The sequence below is a fragment of the Huintestinicola sp. genome, assembly GCF_050874005.1.
Taxonomy (GTDB): Bacteria; Bacillota; Clostridia; order Oscillospirales; family Ruminococcaceae; genus Huintestinicola.
In genome coordinates, this window is sequence record NZ_JBNMJV010000025.1 from 25940 (window position 1) to 42686 (window position 16747).

The window sequence follows — 16747 nt, forward strand, 5'->3', positions numbered from 1 at the left end:
TCCTTCCTATGAATAGTATCAGTTGCTTACGGGTTCGGTGATAAGGGCGGATACGCCGCTGCTTCGTGAATAGAAAACGCAGAATTCCTGACCATCAACCTCGCAGATATCGTACATCACAAGGCTGCCGTCCTCTTTAAGCTCGCTGTTTTCAAAATATGCGGCAAGGCTTTCGGTGTCCTGGGAGACAGGAATTCCCCCAAGAGAAGCGTCGCAGGGGAGATTTTCCCCGGCTGTAAGATACCAGGCATATATCACGCCGTCCTCCGCAGGAAGGTCGGGATCCCTCATTGCCCTCACCTCACCGAAATATCTGCCCTTATAAAGCAGGATATATTGGTCGTAGATATTATCCGTGCCGTCAATGGGAGCGGTCTCCCGTAAGATAAGCCCCATATCCCCGTCAAGACTATTTACGGGAATTAACGGCTGACAGGAAATATCGCCTATTGTAACTGCGGGAGCACTTAGTACGGATGAGCCTTCAAATTTTTTCTTTTCACCCGTCAGGGGCGGAAGGTCGGTCATATTGTCAAAATCATTGTACGGAACATATTCACAGAGGGCTTTGTTTTCCTCAAGGCGGGTGCAGTCCGGGGAGGTTATCATCACGGCGGAGATATAGGGCATAAACCGTGCAAATTCGCCGCTGTCCGATACATAGAAAAGGTCGGGGATATTTTCGTCCGATAGGTTTTCGGCGGCAGAGGGAGTGCCGAATATACGTTCAAGCTCTGTGGGACTGCATATATCCGCTTCGCCGACGCTCCATTTGCAGGTGTCCGAGGAGATGGTCATTGAGAAGATAACTCCCTCAGTCTCGCTCATTCCGCTGCCTTTGAGAATTGTAAGGTCGGCAAGCTTTTCACCGCCCTTAATAATTGCGCCGCCGTCACCCGTTTCAAGCCGTTCGCCGCCGAAGATAAGCTCGCCCTCAAAATACATATAGTCGTTATCAAACCTTTCGCCCTTTCCGTACTGCACCAAAAAGCCTTCGGGCAGGTCGCAGACCAGAACAGGCAGGGCAATGCGGCTGTTGTTTATGCGGATATCACTTACGGCGGCTCGGAACTTTTCGCTGTTTTCCGCCGACATTACATTTGTACTGCCGAAGTTTTCCGCAAAGGTACTCATAACTATTTCCGAGCCGAAATTATCGGCGGTATGGGAATACTGCTCATAGGGGGAAAGGGAGGCTTTTTCGGCTTTGCAGGCGGTGAGAAGCAAGGCGGCGGAGAATATAAGGGCTGTGAGATTATTATGTTTCATTGGTTTTGTCCTTTCAGAAGCACATCTCGCTCATATGTGCTGAGACTTTATTATATTATAGCACAAATGTTTACAAATGTCAATATGCAAATAGCACAAAATTTCCGGATACTATTCTGCAATATACGATAATTGCGGGGAACTGTAATTTAAATAATAAAGAATAAATAATAAAGAATTGATTATTGCTCAAGCCCTTGCGCCCAGCGGAGAGCAAGGTCAAACCATTCTGCGGCAACCGGATTTATATATCGGGGGTCGTTATTTTTTATGGTGGTTGTGTCGCACATTGCAATTCCGTGACCGCCTTTGGGGAAAATGTGAAGCTCATAGGGGACCTTTTTCTCCGACAGGGCAGCGGCGAACATCAGGCTGTTTTGTACAGGGACAACATTATCATCGGCGCAGTGCCATATGAATGCGGGTGGAGTGTTTTCCGAGACGTGGTTCTCGAGAGAAGCAAGGGCTTTGAGCTCCTCGGTGGGGGCTATATTTTTGGCGGACAGGGGGTGGGTGTATTTTCCTGCTGTGATAACGGGGTAGCAGAGTATCATTTTATCGGGGCGGATATTTTCCGTAAAAAGCTCTGCATAACGCTCTGAGTGCACGCCGAGGCTGGCGCAGAGATGTCCGCCTGCGGAAAAGCCGCAGAGTATTATCCTGCCGTCGCAGGAAAGCTCGTCGGCATTTTTTCGTATATATGACACAGCCGCCGCAAGTTCTAAAAGGGCGGTGGGAAAGGGTTTATCCACGCAGCTGTACTCAAGTACAAAGCCGTTATAGCCGTGGGAATACCACCTTGCGGCGCAGGGTTCCCCTTCCCTTTTTGAACAATGCTCATAGCTTCCCCCGGGGACGGCTATGAGGGCGGGGAATTTTCTGTCCGGGTCTGTATCGTGGATAATGCAGGTGAGCGAGGGGGAAAGTCCCTCACCCGAAAGTCCTGCTTTTTTATAGGGGGGGTCAAGGTTTACTATGAAAGTTTTCATATCATTCCACGCTTTCTCTGAGAGCTTCGCCTAAGCCCTCAACTCTCCATTTGTGATTTTCACGGTCGAACACCTCGCCGTTGTCCCAGAGGAAGGTTCGTATTCCCATATCATAACAGGTCTCGGAAACCGTTTTGGCAAATTTCAGGCAGCTCTCCTCTGAGTTTTGTATGCAGAAGCCGTATTCTCCGATTATAACGGGAACGCCTTTGTCAACGAAATTCTTCTTGAGCAGGTACATTTTATCCTTGAGCAGCTTTATATCGCTGTCGGTGCCCCAGGTCTTCTGCTTGTTGGTGATGCAGAACTCCCAGGGGGTGTAGTAATGGACGGAGAGGATAATGTTATCGTCCTCGGGGAGAGTGAAGCGTGGGTCGCAGGTCTTGGCGATATCTGTCCAGTAGCCTGCGATAAGGAGGGCACGGCTGCCGTTGTTTTTGCCGCTTGCACGGACGGTCTCGGTAAAGAGGCTGTTTATTTTTCCCAGAAGCTCGTATGCTTTGTCCGAGGGAAGGCTATCAAAGCCTATTTCATTGGCGCTCTCGAAAATAAGGCGGTCGGGATAGTCCCCGAAGCGGTCGCATATCTGCTTCCAGAGGGCGGTGTATTTTTGTGCAAATCCGTCGTAATCTTCGGCGGCGGTCCTTACCCAGGCGCCGAATTTGGCGTCGTCGCCACCGTCGTGGTGAATGTTGATTATGACGTACATATCAAGGTCTATGGCGTAGTCCACTACCTCCTGCACTCTGTCAAGCCACTCTTCGTCTATTTTGTAGTCGGGGGCTTCTCCCAGATGGTCACGCCAGGTAACGGGTATTCTTACGGCGTTTATCCCCTCTGCTTTCAGGGCTTCAAAGAGGGCTTTGTCCGTCATGGGGTTGCCCCAGAGAGTTTCGTCAACTTTTCCGTTTTCGGGAACTTCGTTTACTATCCCGTCACCGTCTCTGTCGGCGGCGCATACGTCAAGAGTATTGCCTAAATTCCAGCCTATTTTCATATCCGAAACTATTTCCGAAGCGGTGCGGAATTCTGCTGAAACTGCTTGGCTATCCGAATAGGTCTGTTCATCTGACGGCTGTACTGCTCCTGTGCAGGCGGACATTATTGCTGCTGACAGCAGACAGGCGATAAGCTTTGAAAGTTCGGATACTGCGTTCATTCCCTGATCGTCCTTTCCTGTTTATGATCATTTTTCCTTCTGCTGTTTTTTTACAGAGCAAAGGGCAGTAAAGCCCTGCTTAAAGCCAAGTATTCCCTTAGCTGTCTCGGGGCGCATAGCCTCCTCTCCGCATATCATAACTATGCCTGTGCAGCTTTTTGTCACAAGCTCCCATTCGGGGCAGTCCCAGGCTTTAGGGGCGCAGAGAAGTATCACATCATACTGGGCGGAAAGGTATTCAATAAGCTGTTCATATGCGGGTGAGGAGAAAACCGCAACGGGTGAGGAAATGCTTTTGCTGTCGGCAATGATGTCTACGCCCTTTCTTGCGTTTATGGTGAGAGCGTCCCATATGGTACAGTTTCCCGAGATGATATCCGCAAGTCTGCCCTTGGGAGTTATCTTGAAAAATCTTGCTGTTTCGGGCTTTTGGAGGCGACAGTCAATTACCGCTGTGCGGTGTCCGTTTTCCGCTAAAGCGCAGGCAAGGTAGGCGGTTATTTTTGTAACGGGAGATATTTCCGCTCCCGGGGAGCGGAAGTCGGGGGCTATGGCTATGACTCTCGGGGGAGTGCTGCCGCTTGCGGAAATAAGCTGGCCGGCGGCTTCCTTATATCCGCTTTTTTCCAGACCCTCGGGAGCGGAAAGGGGCAGTTCGCCCAAATTTACAGATGAACGGCAGGCGTCCTCGATATACTCCTGCATTGAGAGGGCATACTGATAATCATTTTCAGTATCCGCTTTTTCGGGGCGGTATCGCTCGTGTTTTTCATTGCCTGAACCCGACATAAACAGGAAGCAGACAAGTCCTGCCGCAAGTCCTGCGGAAAGGACTATGGGGATATAAGGGATTTGGGGAGTATGGGGCATATCGTAGTAGGATATGACCTCAAAAGGGGGGATATCTTCGCATTGCTCCGCAAAGCATATGATATTTATAAGTATTATGGGGGCTTCGGAGGGGGAGGAAAGGTCCCTTAAAATTATTTCCGCTCCCGAGCTGCTGTCAAGTCTTTCCACCGACAGGGAGGCTTTAAGCTCCTCGGCGGAAAGTCCCGATGCTGCTCCTGCACGTTTGAGAAAATCTTCTTCTGTGACGGCTTTCCGGAAGGCTGAAACGCTTCTTGTGACCTCGGTATTTACAACGCCCTCTGTGGGATTTGTTTCCGTAAAATATATGAGCGCACGCCCGTTTTCGGCAGGGTCTGCCGAAAAAAGGCAGAAAGCCCCTGCGGCGGCAGCTGTCATAACTGCCGCAAGCAGGGGATATAGAGCCTTTTTTATTCTTCGGGACATTGCCTGACTCTCCTTAGCTTTTCATCAGAATTTTCTCTTTCTCTTGACCCGTCTGTGCTTCTTTTTCTTCTTCGACACCGCAAAGATTATTGCATAGATGACTATAAGGGCGGCGGCTATGGCAGCGGCGGCTACGAACCAGCCCGAGGATATGAACTGCTTTGCCTTATCCCAGCTGTAGGCAAGCTGTGAAAGCGTTACATCGTCCTGCGCCGCAAGGGGAATGGAGCAGACCTCTTCTCCCGACATTGAGAGGGAATATGTACCGAAGACCTGTCCCTTGGATATGGGAGCGGTGACGGTGCCGTCTTCGTTCAGGAGACTTTCGTCTATGGTTATTTTTTCCGTAAGACGGGAGGTGTCTATGGTTTTCAGCCACATACAGCTGTAGCTTTCGGAGGTGACGAGACGGACAAAATCGCTGCTTTCGCCGAATTTTACCTGAAGCTCGGTTATCTCCTGATTGGACTGGACTATCTGCTTGTATTCAAAATTCTCGAATGCCCATTCGTAGAGCATTTTATGGTCATCGTAATGGTGATATACCGACTCGCCGTTTTCATCGTACATCGGTGAGCCCATTGTGACGAGAAGATAATTGTTTCCGTCTCTTGAACCGAGGGTCACAAGGTTTCTGCCCGATTCGTCAAGTGTTCCCGTTTTAAAGCCCTTGGCGTACTGATAATAATAGCTGCTGGAGCGGTTTAACATACTGTTTGTGTGGTAAATATGCGCCCAGCCTTCGCTGTGGACGTTGGTGGCGTGCATTTCATATTCGGGGGTGGTGGCTATTTCCACAAGCTTGGGGTAATTCTCAACTGCGTATTTTGCTATGAGAGCCATATCGTTTGCGTTGGTGTACTGCTTATCGTCGTAAAGTCCGTGGGGGTTTACGAAATTGGTGCCTGTGCAGCCTATTTCCTTTGCCTTGGCGTTCATCATATCCACGAAATTGGCGGTGCTTTCGCCGCCTACGTGATAGGCAAGCACTCCTGCAGATTCGCAGGCAGATTTCAGCATAAGGGAATAGAGCAGGTCGGTGACGGACACTACCTCTCCACGTTCAAGTCCCACCGCAGAGGCATTCTGTCCGTAAAGCTCGTCGAATACAGCAAGGGGGGCTTCAAAATATGTATTGTCAAGATCGCTCACGTTGTCGAGGACGATCATTGCGGTCATTATTTTGGTGAGGGAGGCGGGGTACATTTTCTTATCCGCATTTTTGGTATATACAACAGCGTCCTTGTCAAGATTTATCATTACCGCCGCTTCGCTGGAGATGGTGAAATTCGGCGTGAAGGTTATTGCCGAGGAAGATACCGAAAACAGCGTACACAGCATACTCATAAGCAATATGGCGGCTATAAGCAGCGGAGCGGTGCGTTTTTTGCAGAATGTCATTTTTTTATCTGTTCCTTTCGTTCATATTTTTTGGCTGTAAAAGTCTACACTCTTATATTATACCAAATCCCTGCGGAAAATGGAAGTGCTTTTTTGATTTTTTTACAGGAAAAATTAAACGGGTATTGACAGGCAGGTTTGTATATGTTATACTGATAAAAATTGAACGTGTTCAATAATTGGAGGCGCATTATGAAAAAGGAAGAAAAACTTGGTATCACCAAGGAAAAGCTTATAAATGCGGCGGCGGAGCTTATGGACGAATGTAATGACGGTTCGGAGGTCACATCAAGGGCTATTGCGGAGCGGGCAGGGGTAAGGCTGTCTATGATAAACTACTGCTTTGGCTCGAGGGAGGCTTTGCTTTTTGAAGCGTTTTCCCGAAACGAAAGGGACTACAAAGATGACCCGAGGATAAAAAGCATTATCGGCTCGGAGCTTTTCCCGAAAGAAAAGCTTCGGAGAATGCATTATGAGGTGGCGGAGTTTCTCATAAAGGAGTACAAATTCACAAAGGCGGTGACGGGATATGTGCTGCTGCACAGAGACCTTTCAAAAGAGCCGTCAAGCCTGCCTTTTATACGGGCGCATTTCGGCGGGCGGAGAACCGAGGAGGAATGCAGGGTCATTGCATATGAGCTTTCAAGTATGATGCAGCTGGTTATTTACAGGCTTGATGATTTTTCCGGGTTTTCGGGGTTTGACCTTCGGGACAGGGAGCAGCTTCACAGGTTTATTGATATGCGGATAGATATGCTTTTGGGGGAGTGAAGTTTGAAAATCAAAGATTTTCAAACCGAGTTTTGTTTCTTTGGCTGACGCCAAAGATTTGCTGACGGCAATTTTTAATTGCCATAACCACCAAAACTCTCAGGAAAGGAAAGGTCATAAATATGAGATACATATTTTCGTTTAAGGATATTCCGGAAGAGGTGGCCGCTGTATGCGGCGGAAAGGGTGCTTCTCTGGCGAGGCTCACAAAAATGGGTATGCCCGTTCCCGAGGGGTATGTTATCACAGCGAATGCATTTGAAGGGGAGATAATTCCCGGGGCTATGGGGGAACTTGAAGCGCTTATCTCAAAACTTTCGGGCAAGCACACATATGCGGTGCGCTCCTCGGCATTATGCGAGGACGGGGACAATGCTTCTTTTGCGGGGGCTTACGAGACGGTAACAGATGTAAGGTGTGAGGACATTATTTCTGCGGTGAAACGGGTCACAGCTTCGGCTGACAGTCTGCGTGTGAAGAAATATGCGGAAATCTCGGGAGCGGAAAGCGGCGGCATTGCGGTGGTGATACAGCGGTTTGTGAGACCCGAATTTGCGGGGGTGGTATTTACTTCCGACCCCATCAGCGGCAGCGCTGCGGTTATGCAGGGAAATTACGTAAGGGGTGAGGGTGAGGCTCTTGTTTCGGGTGAGAAAAATGCCGAGGAGTTTTCCTTTGACGCTATGAAATTTTCCTACAAGGGAAATAAGGAATTTGAACGGTATGCAAAGGGGCTTTTTAAATACTGCGAACGAATAAGAGACGGGTACGGAAAACCTATGGACATTGAATGGGCGGTATCGGGAGGAAAGGTGTATATTTTGCAGGCTCGTCCCATTACGTCCCTTAAACGTATGGACAGGGACAGCTTTAAGGTAAACGGAAGTCTTTCGGGGGAATATCTGCTGTCGAAAACCAATGTGGGCGAGATATTTATGCGGCCTGTTTCTCCTGTTACGTTCAGCGTGCTGGAGATAATATGCGGCGCACTTGGTATGCCCTGCTTTATCGACAATGTATGCGGTCAGCCTTATGCAAATCTCAGCGTTATATGCTCGCTTATAGTGGCTATGGGTGCAAAGGAAGAGTCGGCTTTCAGAATGATAAGGGAAATTGCCGGGGAATTGCCCGAGGGTGTGAGCGTTCCCGTATTTCCCTTTGACAGGAAAAATTTCAAGAGGAAAATGAGGAAGCTTTTCCTTTCGGGGGGCAAAAATAAGACGAGCCGCAAGGATAAGCGTGAATTTAAGGAGCGAATGATCGAAATTGCCGACGAGCTGATAAATGAGATACGCCGTCTCCCCGACAACAAGGCTTTGTTCGATTTCTGGGTCACAAAGGGCAATGAATTTATGTCAAATGCTCTGGGGGCGATAATGAGGGGAGTGAATATTTTTCCTCTTTTCGGCACGAAAAAGCGTTTATCGGACATCTGCGGAGAGGAGCTGGCAAATGAGCTTTGCTCGGGCGGCGCAGGAACTCTTGACAGTATGAAGCCCCTATTGCTGCTTGAGGACGTTATAAGAGGGGATATGTCACGGGAGGAATACGTGAGACTTTGCGGTCACAGGCACGTGAATGAGATGGAGCTTTCCGCTCCTTATCCCTATGAGGACAGGAAATTCCCCGACAATATCATAGAGGAGCATTTGCGGTCGGGGATAGATGTACATAAAATGCGGGCGGAGCAGGAGCGGCATTATAATGAGGCGGTCTGCAAATTCAAGGAGCAGTTCCCCCGAAAGGCAAAGTGGCTTGACAAAATGCTCCGAAGCTTTAAGGAGGCTAACCGTTCCCGTGAAGAGGTGCGGAACAAGGGCGTGAAGCTTTTCTGCATAATGAGGGAATTTCTGCTCAGGGTCGGTGAGATAAACGGCATAGGCGAGGATATTTTTATGCTGTATTTTACCGAGGTAATGGGGCTTCTGAAGGGTGACAGGAGCGCTTTGGCACATATTCCCGAAAGACGGGAAAATTATGAAAAATATCTTTCCTATCCACCATTCCCGAACCTTATTTATGGCAGATTTGAGCCGGAAAAATGGCTTTCGGACGAGAACAGGCGGCGTGATCTCTATTCGGAGAAAAATTCGGGCTGCGTTCTTTCGGCAGATATCAAGGGCTTTCCGGGAGCGGCAGGAGTTGTTACGGGTCGGGTAAGGGTCATTTTCAACTCGGACTGCGCCGAAGAGCTTCTTCCCGGAGAAATCCTTGCGGCTCCTGCTACGAACATCGGCTGGACGGTGGTTTTTCCAAGAGCGGCGGCTATTATTACCGATATCGGCGCTCCTCTTTCCCACGCTGCTATTGTGGCGAGGGAATTCGGCATACCTGCGGTGGTGGGCTGCGGAAATGCGACTACTGTTTTAAAGACGGGTGATATGGTTACGGTGGACGGTGCGAGGGGGACTGTGACGGTCATAAATGAGTGACCGTATCAAAAATTAAATATTTCTATCGTTACCGAGCCGTCAGCTTGCCGCTCAAATAAATTATAGAACGAGAGGCTGCAGGCTCAGCCTGCATTAAAGAATAAATAATAAAGTAAGGCACCCCCGAACAAAATTCGGAAGTGCCTTAGTTCTTGATGTTATTATGCTTCTGCAGAAATAGTTTCCTTTTTCTTTTCGGGAGCAGCGATCTTTGTCTTTCCCTTGCAGAAATAATCAATGTAGCGGTCGATGCAGTGATCTACTATCTCAATAGCAGCCTCTCTGTCCTTTATCTCGTCAATGGCTGTTTCCTTGCCCTCAAGCTGCTTGTAGACCTTGAAGAAGTGGGACATTTCCTCGAAAATGTGACGGGGCAGCTCGCTGATATCACGATAGCTGTTGTATGTGGGGTCATTGAAGGGAATTGCGATTATCTTGTCGTCAATAGCGCCGTTATCGAGCATTGAAATAACGCCGATGGGATAGCACCTTACGATAGACATTGAAAGAATGGACTCGGAGCAGAGAACGAGAACATCTAAGGGGTCTCCGTCCTCGGCGTATGTACGGGGGATAAAGCCGTAGTTTGCAGGGTAGTGAGTTGATGTGTAAAGCACTCTGTCAAGCTTCAGCATACCCGTTTTCTTGTCCAGCTCGTATTTCATCTTGCTGCCCTTGGGAATTTCGATAACAGAGTAAAAATTGTCCTTAACAATTCTGTCGGGTTCGATATCGTGCCAGATGTTCATAAGATCATTTCAGTCCTTTCGGATTATTTTTACGCACGGGGCGCTTGGTTTCTTCGGTTTCCTTTATAATATAGCTGGGTCTGCCCTTTATTTCGGTGTACATTTTGGAGATGTACTGCCCGGTCACGCCCATACAGAAAAGCTGTATCCCGCCAATAAGGCAAACAAGGGCAACTATAACGGGATACCCCTCCATAGGCTCGCCGCAGATAAGGGTCTTGACTACCATAGCCACAGCCAGCAGGCAGAAAACTATTCCCATAATAAGGGATATCCACAGGGGTGCGGTGCTGAAAGCAAAAATGCCCTCAAGGGAATAAAGGAAAAGCTTTTTAAAATTCCAGGTGGTCTTGCCTGCGGCTCTCTCGGTGTTTTCCACCTCGATATACTTGGTATCAAAGCCCACCCAGCTGAAAATGCCTTTGGAGAAGCGGTTTTTCTCGGGCATATCGAGAATGGCGTTAACCATCTGACGGGTCATAAATCTGAAATCCTGAGCGCCGTCCACGATATGGGTCTGAGAAATGCTGTTTATTATCTTGTAAAAGGAACGGGCAAAAAAGGAAAGAGCTTTTGACTCACCCTTTCGGGAGATACGTCTTGTGGCGGCGCAGTCATATTCGCCGCTTCTGACGTAATCATACATCTGAGGGATAAGCTTCGGCGGGTGCTGCAGGTCGGCATCAAGGATAACGCAGTAATCACCCCGTGACTTCTCAAGTCCTGCCAGCATTGCGGCTTCCTTGCCGAAATTACGGGAAAAGGAAACATAGCGCACACGCTTATCGGTATCCGACAGCTCTCTGAGTATTTTCAGAGTGTCGTCCTTTGAGCCGTCGTTTATGAAAATAAACTCAAAGGCAAGGTCGGAGATATTCTCATTATAGTATTTTTCCTTCATACCGTCCGTAACGGCGGTTATCTCCCTGTAAAAAAGCGGGAGAGACTCCTGCTCATTGTAGCAGGGAACGATCACCGAAATAAGCTCCATTTTTACGAGTCCTTTTTTCTGCGGAATATGCGTGGGATATTACTTTGTGCCGTACATTCTGTCGCCTGCGTCGCCGAGACCGGGAACGATGTAAAGCTGCTCATTAAGCTCGGGGTCAACAGCCGCACAGTATATCTGAACGTCGGGGTGAGTTTCGTTTACCTTCTTGATACCTCTCTCGTTGGCAATGATGCACATAAACTTAACGTTCTTTGCTCCTGCCTTCTTAACGAGATTTACGGCTTCACAGGCAGCTCCGCCCGTTGCAAGCATAATATCTGCGATGATAACGTCTCTGTTTGCGATATCTTTGGGGAGCTTGCAGTAATATTCAACGGTATCGGTGGTCTCGGGGTCTCTGAAAGTGCCGATATGACCGACTTTGGCGGCAGGGATAAGGTTCATAACTCCGTCAACCATTCCGAGACCTGCTCTGAGAATGGGAACATAAGCAAGCTTTCTGCCCGAAATGACCTTGGACTTTGCAATGCCCAGAGGAGTCTGAACGTCAACTTCCTTGACGGGAAGATCTCTCATAGCCTCGTAGCACATAAGCATAGAAGTTTCCGAAACCAGCTCTCTGAACTCCTTTGAGCCTGTGGTAACATCTCTCATAAGAGAGAGCTTGTGCTGAACTAAGGGATGGTCGATAAGTGTGTATTTTAAGCTGTCCATAGTAAGAACCTCCAAATAAATTATTCGTTCTCGATAGCGGTTATCTGGTCTACTCTGCGCTGATGTCTGCCGCCCTCAAAGGAATTTCCGAGAAATGCGTCAACTATCTCGCAGGCAAGACCGGGACCTATAACTCTGCCGCCCATACAAAGGACGTTTGCGTCATTGTGGAGACGGGTGTATTTAGCCATATAGCAGTCTGTGCAGACAGCGGCTCTTATGCCCCTGCACTTGTTTGCGGCAATGGAAATGCCGAGACCTGTGCCGCAGATAAGTATGGCAAGCTCTGCTCTGCCTTCCGTTACCTCTGCACATACTTCCTTTGCAACTAAGGGATAGTCGCAGCTTGTGCCGTCCATACAGCCCATTTCCTTGATATCCAAGCCCTTTTCCTTGAGGTATTTAACGACCTCCTGTTTTAATCCGAAACCTGCGTGGTCGCTTCCGATAGCTATCATTACGATCATTCCTCCGAGATAAAAATCATTTATACATATTATATCACACCTGAAAAATATAATCAATAGTTTTTAAGTTAAACTTTTTGCGGGTGACGACCCGCAGCGAGGTCGCACTGTTTGTTTATACGAAATTGTTGCTTTGTCTCTGCGCCGATAGATATAATATCAGCCATATATGTAAATATTTGTCAAAAAATTTGCTTAAGTTCTCAATAAATCTGTAAAAATATTTGTATCGTTACCGAGCCGAATGTTTGCCGTCCGAAAGAATTATAGAACGAGCGGGTATGGGCTGAGCTTGACTCAGCCCTGCTCAGCCTGCTGTTACCGAGCCGACAATCTGATGCCCGAATAAATTTCAGAACGTCTCGCTGCGGGTCGTCACCCGCAAAAAATATCATTGACAAGCAATGCGGAAAAATGTATAATAATATCAAAACTAACTCCCGAAAGGAAAGCAGAAAACAATGATAAATCTCCGGATACCCGCCACCAGCGCAAATCTGGGCGCAGGCTTTGACGCTCTTGGACTGGCACTAAGCTATTATAACTACGTAAATATGGAGGAAAGCGACGGCTGCCATATCCGTTCCCTGGACGGTACGGAAATACCCTCAGACGAAAGCAATCTTATCTACCATACCGCCAAAACCGTATATGATATCTGCGGAAAGCCCTTCAAGGGACTTACCATCGAGCAGACAAACAATATCCCTATGGCAAGAGGTCTGGGCAGCTCCAGCGCCTGCATAATCGCAGGACTTGTGGGCGCAAACAAGCTTATGGGCGAGCCTCTTTCACTTGACGAGACCGTTGACCTCTCCGCTCAGATAGAGGGTCACCCCGATAATACCGCTCCTGCGCTTCTGGGCGGCATAGTCACCGCCGTATTTGACGGAAAGAGCGTTCATTGGGTAAAGCAGGAGGTTTTTACTACCCTGAAATTCATTGCGGTCATACCCGATTTCGAGCTAAAGACCGAAAAGGCAAGAGCCTGCCTGCCCAAGGAAATAGCCCATTCCGACGCTGTATATAACCTGTCAAGAGCGGCGCTTTTCTCTGCATCTCTTCTGACGGGAAAATACGAAAATCTCCGCACCGCCGTTCACGACAGGCTCCACCAGCCCTACAGAATGGAGCTTATCCCCCACGCAAGGGATATTTTCGACATTGCCTACACAAACGGCGCATACGGCGCATACATAAGCGGCGCAGGTCCTACTCTTATGACAATCGTTGACTCGGAAAACAAATTCTTCGGCGGGAAAATGCGCTTTGCTCTTGACAATATGGGTCTCACAGGCTGGGAAGTCAAAGAGCTTCATATCGACAATCAGGGCACTTGTGAGTGCCACGGCACATGTGAGTGTCACGGCACATGCGAGTGCTGAAAATAAAAAAACAATTCGGTCTGCTGCAGGCTTTTGCGGCAGACTTTTTTTGCAGGCTGAGCAGGGATGAGTCAAGCTCAGCCCATAGCCGCCCGTTCTGCAGTTTGATCTGGACGATAAACATTCGGCTCGGTAACGATACAAATAAGCTGACCAATTTTTATTTTTAGTATAATATTTAAAATATAATTACCTAATTTTTATGCAAAAGCAACCTCTAAACAAATTTTTTGTGTTTTTTTATAAAAACTAAAGACAAATCCATTTTTTTATGTTATAATTATACTAATCCAAGATTTTATATCCGAAAGGGAGTGTGCAGAGTATATGACCTTTGAAAAATCCTGTGGAGCTATCGTTTACCGCAAGCACCACGGGAATACCGAAATACTGCTGATAAAGCATATTAACAGCGGTCATTGGTCATTTCCCAAGGGGCATATGGAGCAGGGAGAAAGCGAGACCGAGACCGCTCTTCGGGAAATAAAGGAGGAAACGGGGCTGGATGTTCTTCTTGACCCCACGTTCCGTGAAAGCGTTACCTACTTTCCCCGAAAGGACACCCAGAAGGTGGTAGTCTATTTCATCGCCAAGGCAAAGACCTACGACTACACGCCGCAGGAGGACGAGATCGCTGAAATTCGCTGGGTGGATATCGGCCACGCTGTAACAATGCTTACCTATGAAAACGACAAGACTATAGTTAATAAGGCAAGAACGGCGATATGTCTGTAAAAAAAGCTGCACCCCCGAACCTTTCGGGGGTGCAGCTTTTTTAGAGATCGGCTTTTCGGTCAGAAAAATTACATATCAAGAACTCTTATCTTTCCAAGAACGCTGCCGCTCATCGAAGCAAGCTTCTCGTCAATATCCTTTTCTTTAAGAGTAGGAGTGATGAAAGCAAGTTCATCGGCAGGCTGACCTTCACGAGTGATGTATTCAGCATCACCGAAGAGATTTTCAATTTCAGTCTTATCGGCACCCTGTACACGGATATACATTGAAACGCTGTCCTCTTTGTAATCGGCAATAAAGCTGTTGTCTGTGCTGTCCTCCCACATCTGGGAAAGGATAGTTGTCTTGTGCTTTGCACAGTCGATGACATCGCCTAAAACTGCGCTGGCGGTGGGAAGCTTTCCTGCGCCTCTGCCGTAGAACATTACCTCGTCAAAGCCGTCGCCGTATACCATAATGCCGTTGAAAACATCGTCAATATGGGAAAGCTGACAGCCGCTGCATACAAATCTGGGAGCCACCATAGGAAGTATCTTGCCATCTTCGGTGCGCTTTACGGAGCCGATAAGCTTAACTGCTCCGCCCCAGCTCTCCGCATATGCAACGTCCTCGAGAGTGAGTTTTGTGATGCCCTCGCAGTGTACCCAGTCGGGGTAAACGTGCTTGCCGAAGATGAGTGAGGAGAGTATGCATATCTTGCGGCAGGCATCGTCACCCTCTACATCTGCGGCAGGATTTTTTTCGGCATAGCCCAGCTCCTGAGCCATTGCAAGAGCGTCCTCGAAGGACATTTTCTCGGTTATCATCTTGGTGAGGATAAAGTTTGTGGTTCCGTTTAAGATACCTGCGCAGGCGGTGATGTCGTTTGCGGCAAGGCAGCGGTGAATGGGTCTTATTATGGGGATTGCGCCGCCTGTGGAAGCCTCGAACATAAAGTTGCAGTTATGATCCTTTGCAGCTTTAAGAAGCTCTGCGCCCTTCTTTGCAACAAGCTCCTTGTTTGATGTGCAGACGCTCTTGCCCCTGCCCAGGCAGGCAAGCACGAAATCGTATGCAGGGTGAACGCCGCCCATTACCTCGGCAACAACGGTAACATCATCGTCATTCAAGATATCGTTTATATCCTTAGTGAATTTGTCCGAATAGGGGAGACCGGGGAAGTCTCTGATATCGAGAACATAGCCAAGCTCAAGGTCAAGGCCGCCTCTTTTGTTTATTTTGTCCTTGTTTTTAAGGAACAGTTCCACCGTTCCCGAGCCTACAACTCCGTGTCCCAGTACTGCTAATTTTGCCATAATGTTTATCTCCAATCTGTAAATATATAGGTTTCTCTTTATTTTTAAATCAACCGACAAATCGTCCGAATTATAAAAAACAAAGATAAAAAATATAAGCAATGCCGCAGGTCATTCTTCAGAAATGAGCCTTACTTCAACAACGCCCTCCACGCCGCAGACCTCTTTGCGCAGGGAAGCGCCGTCCATAGGTCTGCCCGAAAGCTTCACCGTTACCGTCACCGCTGCCGCACCGTCAATGGGAACGCTCTGGTTCAGGGTCAGCACATTTGCGCTGCACCTGTGCAGGCAGGCAAGCACCGAGGAAAGCACTCCGGGAGTATCTCTCAGTATCGCATAAAGGGAGACCGTCCGTCCCTTGAGCTTTTCCTCATAGGTGAAAACGCTGTCCCGATATTTATAGAACGCCGAGCGTGATATATCCGCCCGTTTGCAGGCGGAAGCGGAGCTTTTCTCGTCTCCGCAGGCAAGGAGCCTTTTTACCTCCATCACCTTTATGAAAACTTCGGGAAGTACATCGCAGCTCACAACTGCGTATCTGGTTTCCGAAGCATCGGTATCGCTTGTAATACCCGGTTCTGACATTTCTAAAGATCACTTCTTTCGGAAAGCACAAAACTTTTCTTCAAGTCCTTGTGTGAAATACAAATGTATTCGACACAATTACAATTGTACCATCTTTTCCCGACTTTGTCAAGGGCTTATTTTGTGAAATGATACGGGTATTTTGGATAAATTTACAGGGTTTGCGAGCGGATTTTTCTATCAAACGGGAAAAAGGCTTTCGGGACATGCTCCGAAAGCCTCAGCTTGTCGATAAAGTGGAGAAATGAAAAAAGTTGCACAAATAAACATAACACTAAAAGTTTCGCTCAAGCCTTTTCCAAAGGCTTGCAGGTTTCCAAGTAGGGCGATTGGTCTTGTAAACAAGCCCCGCCCTTTGGTCGCCCTCCGCAGAGGGCGAAATCTCCGTTTATCCTTCAAAACGGAGAAAGGGGTGAGAAATGCGACAGCATTTCGAGGGGAGGCGAACACGACCGCCTCCCCTTGTAGAGCGGTTGAGATAACTTACCCTCAAAAACGTTCCGGTGGAACGTTTTTGACGAAGCAATTTCTGCATTGGTTTGTGCATA

Annotated in this window: 16 protein-coding genes; 5 read left to right on the top strand and 11 right to left on the bottom strand. The window is 48.1% G+C overall.

The features are described from left to right. Positions 1 to 18: 18 nt before the first annotated feature. The 5 genes from ACR0QN_RS09275 to ACR0QN_RS09295 all read right to left on the bottom strand — a co-directional run bounded on the left by ACR0QN_RS09275 (position 19) and on the right by ACR0QN_RS09295 (position 6114). Positions 19 to 1269, bottom strand: coding sequence for a hypothetical protein (locus ACR0QN_RS09275; RefSeq protein WP_432650931.1), 1251 nt, complete (start codon positions 1267 to 1269; stop codon positions 19 to 21). A gap of 182 nt (positions 1270 to 1451) precedes the next feature. Further along, positions 1452 to 2258, bottom strand: a complete 807-nt coding sequence (locus tag ACR0QN_RS09280; protein ID WP_432650932.1) for an alpha/beta hydrolase — start codon at positions 2256 to 2258, stop codon at positions 1452 to 1454. Position 2259: 1 nt separating this feature from the next. Beyond that, positions 2260 to 3417 carry a glycoside hydrolase family 5 protein gene (locus ACR0QN_RS09285; protein ID WP_432650933.1) on the bottom strand — a complete coding sequence of 386 codons (1158 nt, stop codon included), beginning with the start codon at positions 3415 to 3417 and terminating at the stop codon, positions 2260 to 2262. Between the two features lie 27 nt (positions 3418 to 3444). Further along, positions 3445 to 4713 carry a hypothetical protein gene (locus ACR0QN_RS09290; RefSeq protein WP_432650934.1) on the bottom strand — a complete coding sequence of 423 codons (1269 nt, stop codon included), beginning with the start codon at positions 4711 to 4713 and terminating at the stop codon, positions 3445 to 3447. 24 nt (positions 4714 to 4737) lie between these two features. Next, on the bottom strand, positions 4738 to 6114 hold the full coding sequence (locus tag ACR0QN_RS09295; protein WP_432650935.1) for a D-alanyl-D-alanine carboxypeptidase family protein: 1377 nt from the start codon (positions 6112 to 6114) through the stop codon (positions 4738 to 4740). A 192-nt stretch (positions 6115 to 6306) separates the two neighbouring features. On the opposite strand from ACR0QN_RS09295, the gene ACR0QN_RS09300 reads away from it, so the two are divergent. Further along, a complete protein-coding gene (locus ACR0QN_RS09300) occupies positions 6307 to 6885 on the top strand; it encodes a TetR/AcrR family transcriptional regulator (protein WP_432650936.1) in 579 nt (192 codons plus the stop codon). Positions 6886 to 7007: 122 nt separating this feature from the next. Beyond that, positions 7008 to 9317 (top strand): PEP/pyruvate-binding domain-containing protein, encoded by a 2310-nt coding sequence (locus ACR0QN_RS09305; protein WP_432650937.1) that lies wholly within the window; start codon positions 7008 to 7010, stop codon positions 9315 to 9317. A 161-nt stretch (positions 9318 to 9478) separates the two neighbouring features. Here ACR0QN_RS09305 and ACR0QN_RS09310 read toward each other — a convergent pair whose 3' ends face one another. The 4 genes from ACR0QN_RS09310 to rpiB are packed head-to-tail and all read right to left on the bottom strand — an operon-like array spanning position 9479 to position 12190. Further along, positions 9479 to 10066, bottom strand: a complete 588-nt coding sequence (locus ACR0QN_RS09310; RefSeq protein WP_432650938.1) for an inorganic diphosphatase — start codon at positions 10064 to 10066, stop codon at positions 9479 to 9481. A gap of 4 nt (positions 10067 to 10070) precedes the next feature. After that, positions 10071 to 11057: a glycosyltransferase family 2 protein gene (locus tag ACR0QN_RS09315; RefSeq protein ID WP_432650939.1), complete on the bottom strand. Its 987-nt coding sequence runs from the start codon at positions 11055 to 11057 to the stop codon at positions 10071 to 10073. A 39-nt stretch (positions 11058 to 11096) separates the two neighbouring features. Then, positions 11097 to 11732 (bottom strand): uracil phosphoribosyltransferase, encoded by a 636-nt coding sequence (gene upp, locus ACR0QN_RS09320; RefSeq protein WP_432650940.1) that lies wholly within the window; start codon positions 11730 to 11732, stop codon positions 11097 to 11099. 20 nt (positions 11733 to 11752) lie between these two features. Then, positions 11753 to 12190 carry a ribose 5-phosphate isomerase B gene (gene rpiB, locus ACR0QN_RS09325; RefSeq protein WP_432650941.1) on the bottom strand — a complete coding sequence of 146 codons (438 nt, stop codon included), beginning with the start codon at positions 12188 to 12190 and terminating at the stop codon, positions 11753 to 11755. 470 nt (positions 12191 to 12660) lie between these two features. Here rpiB and thrB point away from each other — a divergent pair, with 470 nt between their 5' ends. Both thrB and ACR0QN_RS09335 read left to right on the top strand, forming a co-directional pair. Continuing rightward, entirely contained in the window at positions 12661 to 13584 is a 924-nt protein-coding gene (gene thrB / locus ACR0QN_RS09330) for a homoserine kinase (RefSeq protein WP_432650942.1), read from the top strand. A gap of 327 nt (positions 13585 to 13911) precedes the next feature. Beyond that, a complete protein-coding gene (locus ACR0QN_RS09335) occupies positions 13912 to 14319 on the top strand; it encodes a bis(5'-nucleosyl)-tetraphosphatase (RefSeq protein WP_432650943.1) in 408 nt (135 codons plus the stop codon). A gap of 68 nt (positions 14320 to 14387) precedes the next feature. Here the strand turns inward: ACR0QN_RS09335 and ACR0QN_RS09340 are convergent, their stop codons facing one another. Both ACR0QN_RS09340 and ACR0QN_RS09345 read right to left on the bottom strand, forming a co-directional pair. Beyond that, positions 14388 to 15614, bottom strand: coding sequence for a homoserine dehydrogenase (locus ACR0QN_RS09340; RefSeq protein WP_432650944.1), 1227 nt, complete (start codon positions 15612 to 15614; stop codon positions 14388 to 14390). A gap of 111 nt (positions 15615 to 15725) precedes the next feature. Beyond that, positions 15726 to 16199: an ACT domain-containing protein gene (locus tag ACR0QN_RS09345; protein ID WP_432650945.1), complete on the bottom strand. Its 474-nt coding sequence runs from the start codon at positions 16197 to 16199 to the stop codon at positions 15726 to 15728. A gap of 244 nt (positions 16200 to 16443) precedes the next feature. Between ACR0QN_RS09345 and ACR0QN_RS09350 the strand changes: the two genes are divergently transcribed. After that, on the top strand, positions 16444 to 16747 hold a 304-nt coding region (locus ACR0QN_RS09350; RefSeq protein WP_432650946.1), incomplete at its 3' end, for a hypothetical protein.

Excerpts from the sequence above, each read along its gene's own strand:
- ACR0QN_RS09340 (WP_432650944.1), bottom strand. The coding sequence starts at position 15,614 with ATGGCAAAATTAGCAGTACTGGGACACGGAGTTGTAGGCTCGGGAACG.
- ACR0QN_RS09290 (WP_432650934.1), bottom strand. The coding sequence starts at position 4,713 with ATGTCCCGAAGAATAAAAAAGGCTCTATATCCCCTGCTTGCGGCAGTT.
- rpiB (WP_432650941.1), bottom strand. The coding sequence starts at position 12,190 with ATGATAGCTATCGGAAGCGACCACGCAGGTTTCGGATTAAAACAGGAG.
- ACR0QN_RS09275 (WP_432650931.1), bottom strand. The coding sequence starts at position 1,269 with ATGAAACATAATAATCTCACAGCCCTTATATTCTCCGCCGCCTTGCTT.
- ACR0QN_RS09345 (WP_432650945.1), bottom strand. The coding sequence starts at position 16,199 with ATGTCAGAACCGGGTATTACAAGCGATACCGATGCTTCGGAAACCAGA.
- ACR0QN_RS09285 (WP_432650933.1), bottom strand. The coding sequence starts at position 3,417 with ATGAACGCAGTATCCGAACTTTCAAAGCTTATCGCCTGTCTGCTGTCA.
- ACR0QN_RS09315 (WP_432650939.1), bottom strand. The coding sequence starts at position 11,057 with ATGGAGCTTATTTCGGTGATCGTTCCCTGCTACAATGAGCAGGAGTCT.
- ACR0QN_RS09300 (WP_432650936.1), top strand. The coding sequence starts at position 6,307 with ATGAAAAAGGAAGAAAAACTTGGTATCACCAAGGAAAAGCTTATAAAT.
- ACR0QN_RS09335 (WP_432650943.1), top strand. The coding sequence starts at position 13,912 with ATGACCTTTGAAAAATCCTGTGGAGCTATCGTTTACCGCAAGCACCAC.
- thrB (WP_432650942.1), top strand. The coding sequence starts at position 12,661 with ATGATAAATCTCCGGATACCCGCCACCAGCGCAAATCTGGGCGCAGGC.
- ACR0QN_RS09280 (WP_432650932.1), bottom strand. The coding sequence starts at position 2,258 with ATGAAAACTTTCATAGTAAACCTTGACCCCCCCTATAAAAAAGCAGGA.
- ACR0QN_RS09295 (WP_432650935.1), bottom strand. The coding sequence starts at position 6,114 with ATGACATTCTGCAAAAAACGCACCGCTCCGCTGCTTATAGCCGCCATA.
- ACR0QN_RS09305 (WP_432650937.1), top strand. The coding sequence starts at position 7,008 with ATGAGATACATATTTTCGTTTAAGGATATTCCGGAAGAGGTGGCCGCT.
- upp (WP_432650940.1), bottom strand. The coding sequence starts at position 11,732 with ATGGACAGCTTAAAATACACACTTATCGACCATCCCTTAGTTCAGCAC.
- ACR0QN_RS09310 (WP_432650938.1), bottom strand. The coding sequence starts at position 10,066 with ATGAACATCTGGCACGATATCGAACCCGACAGAATTGTTAAGGACAAT.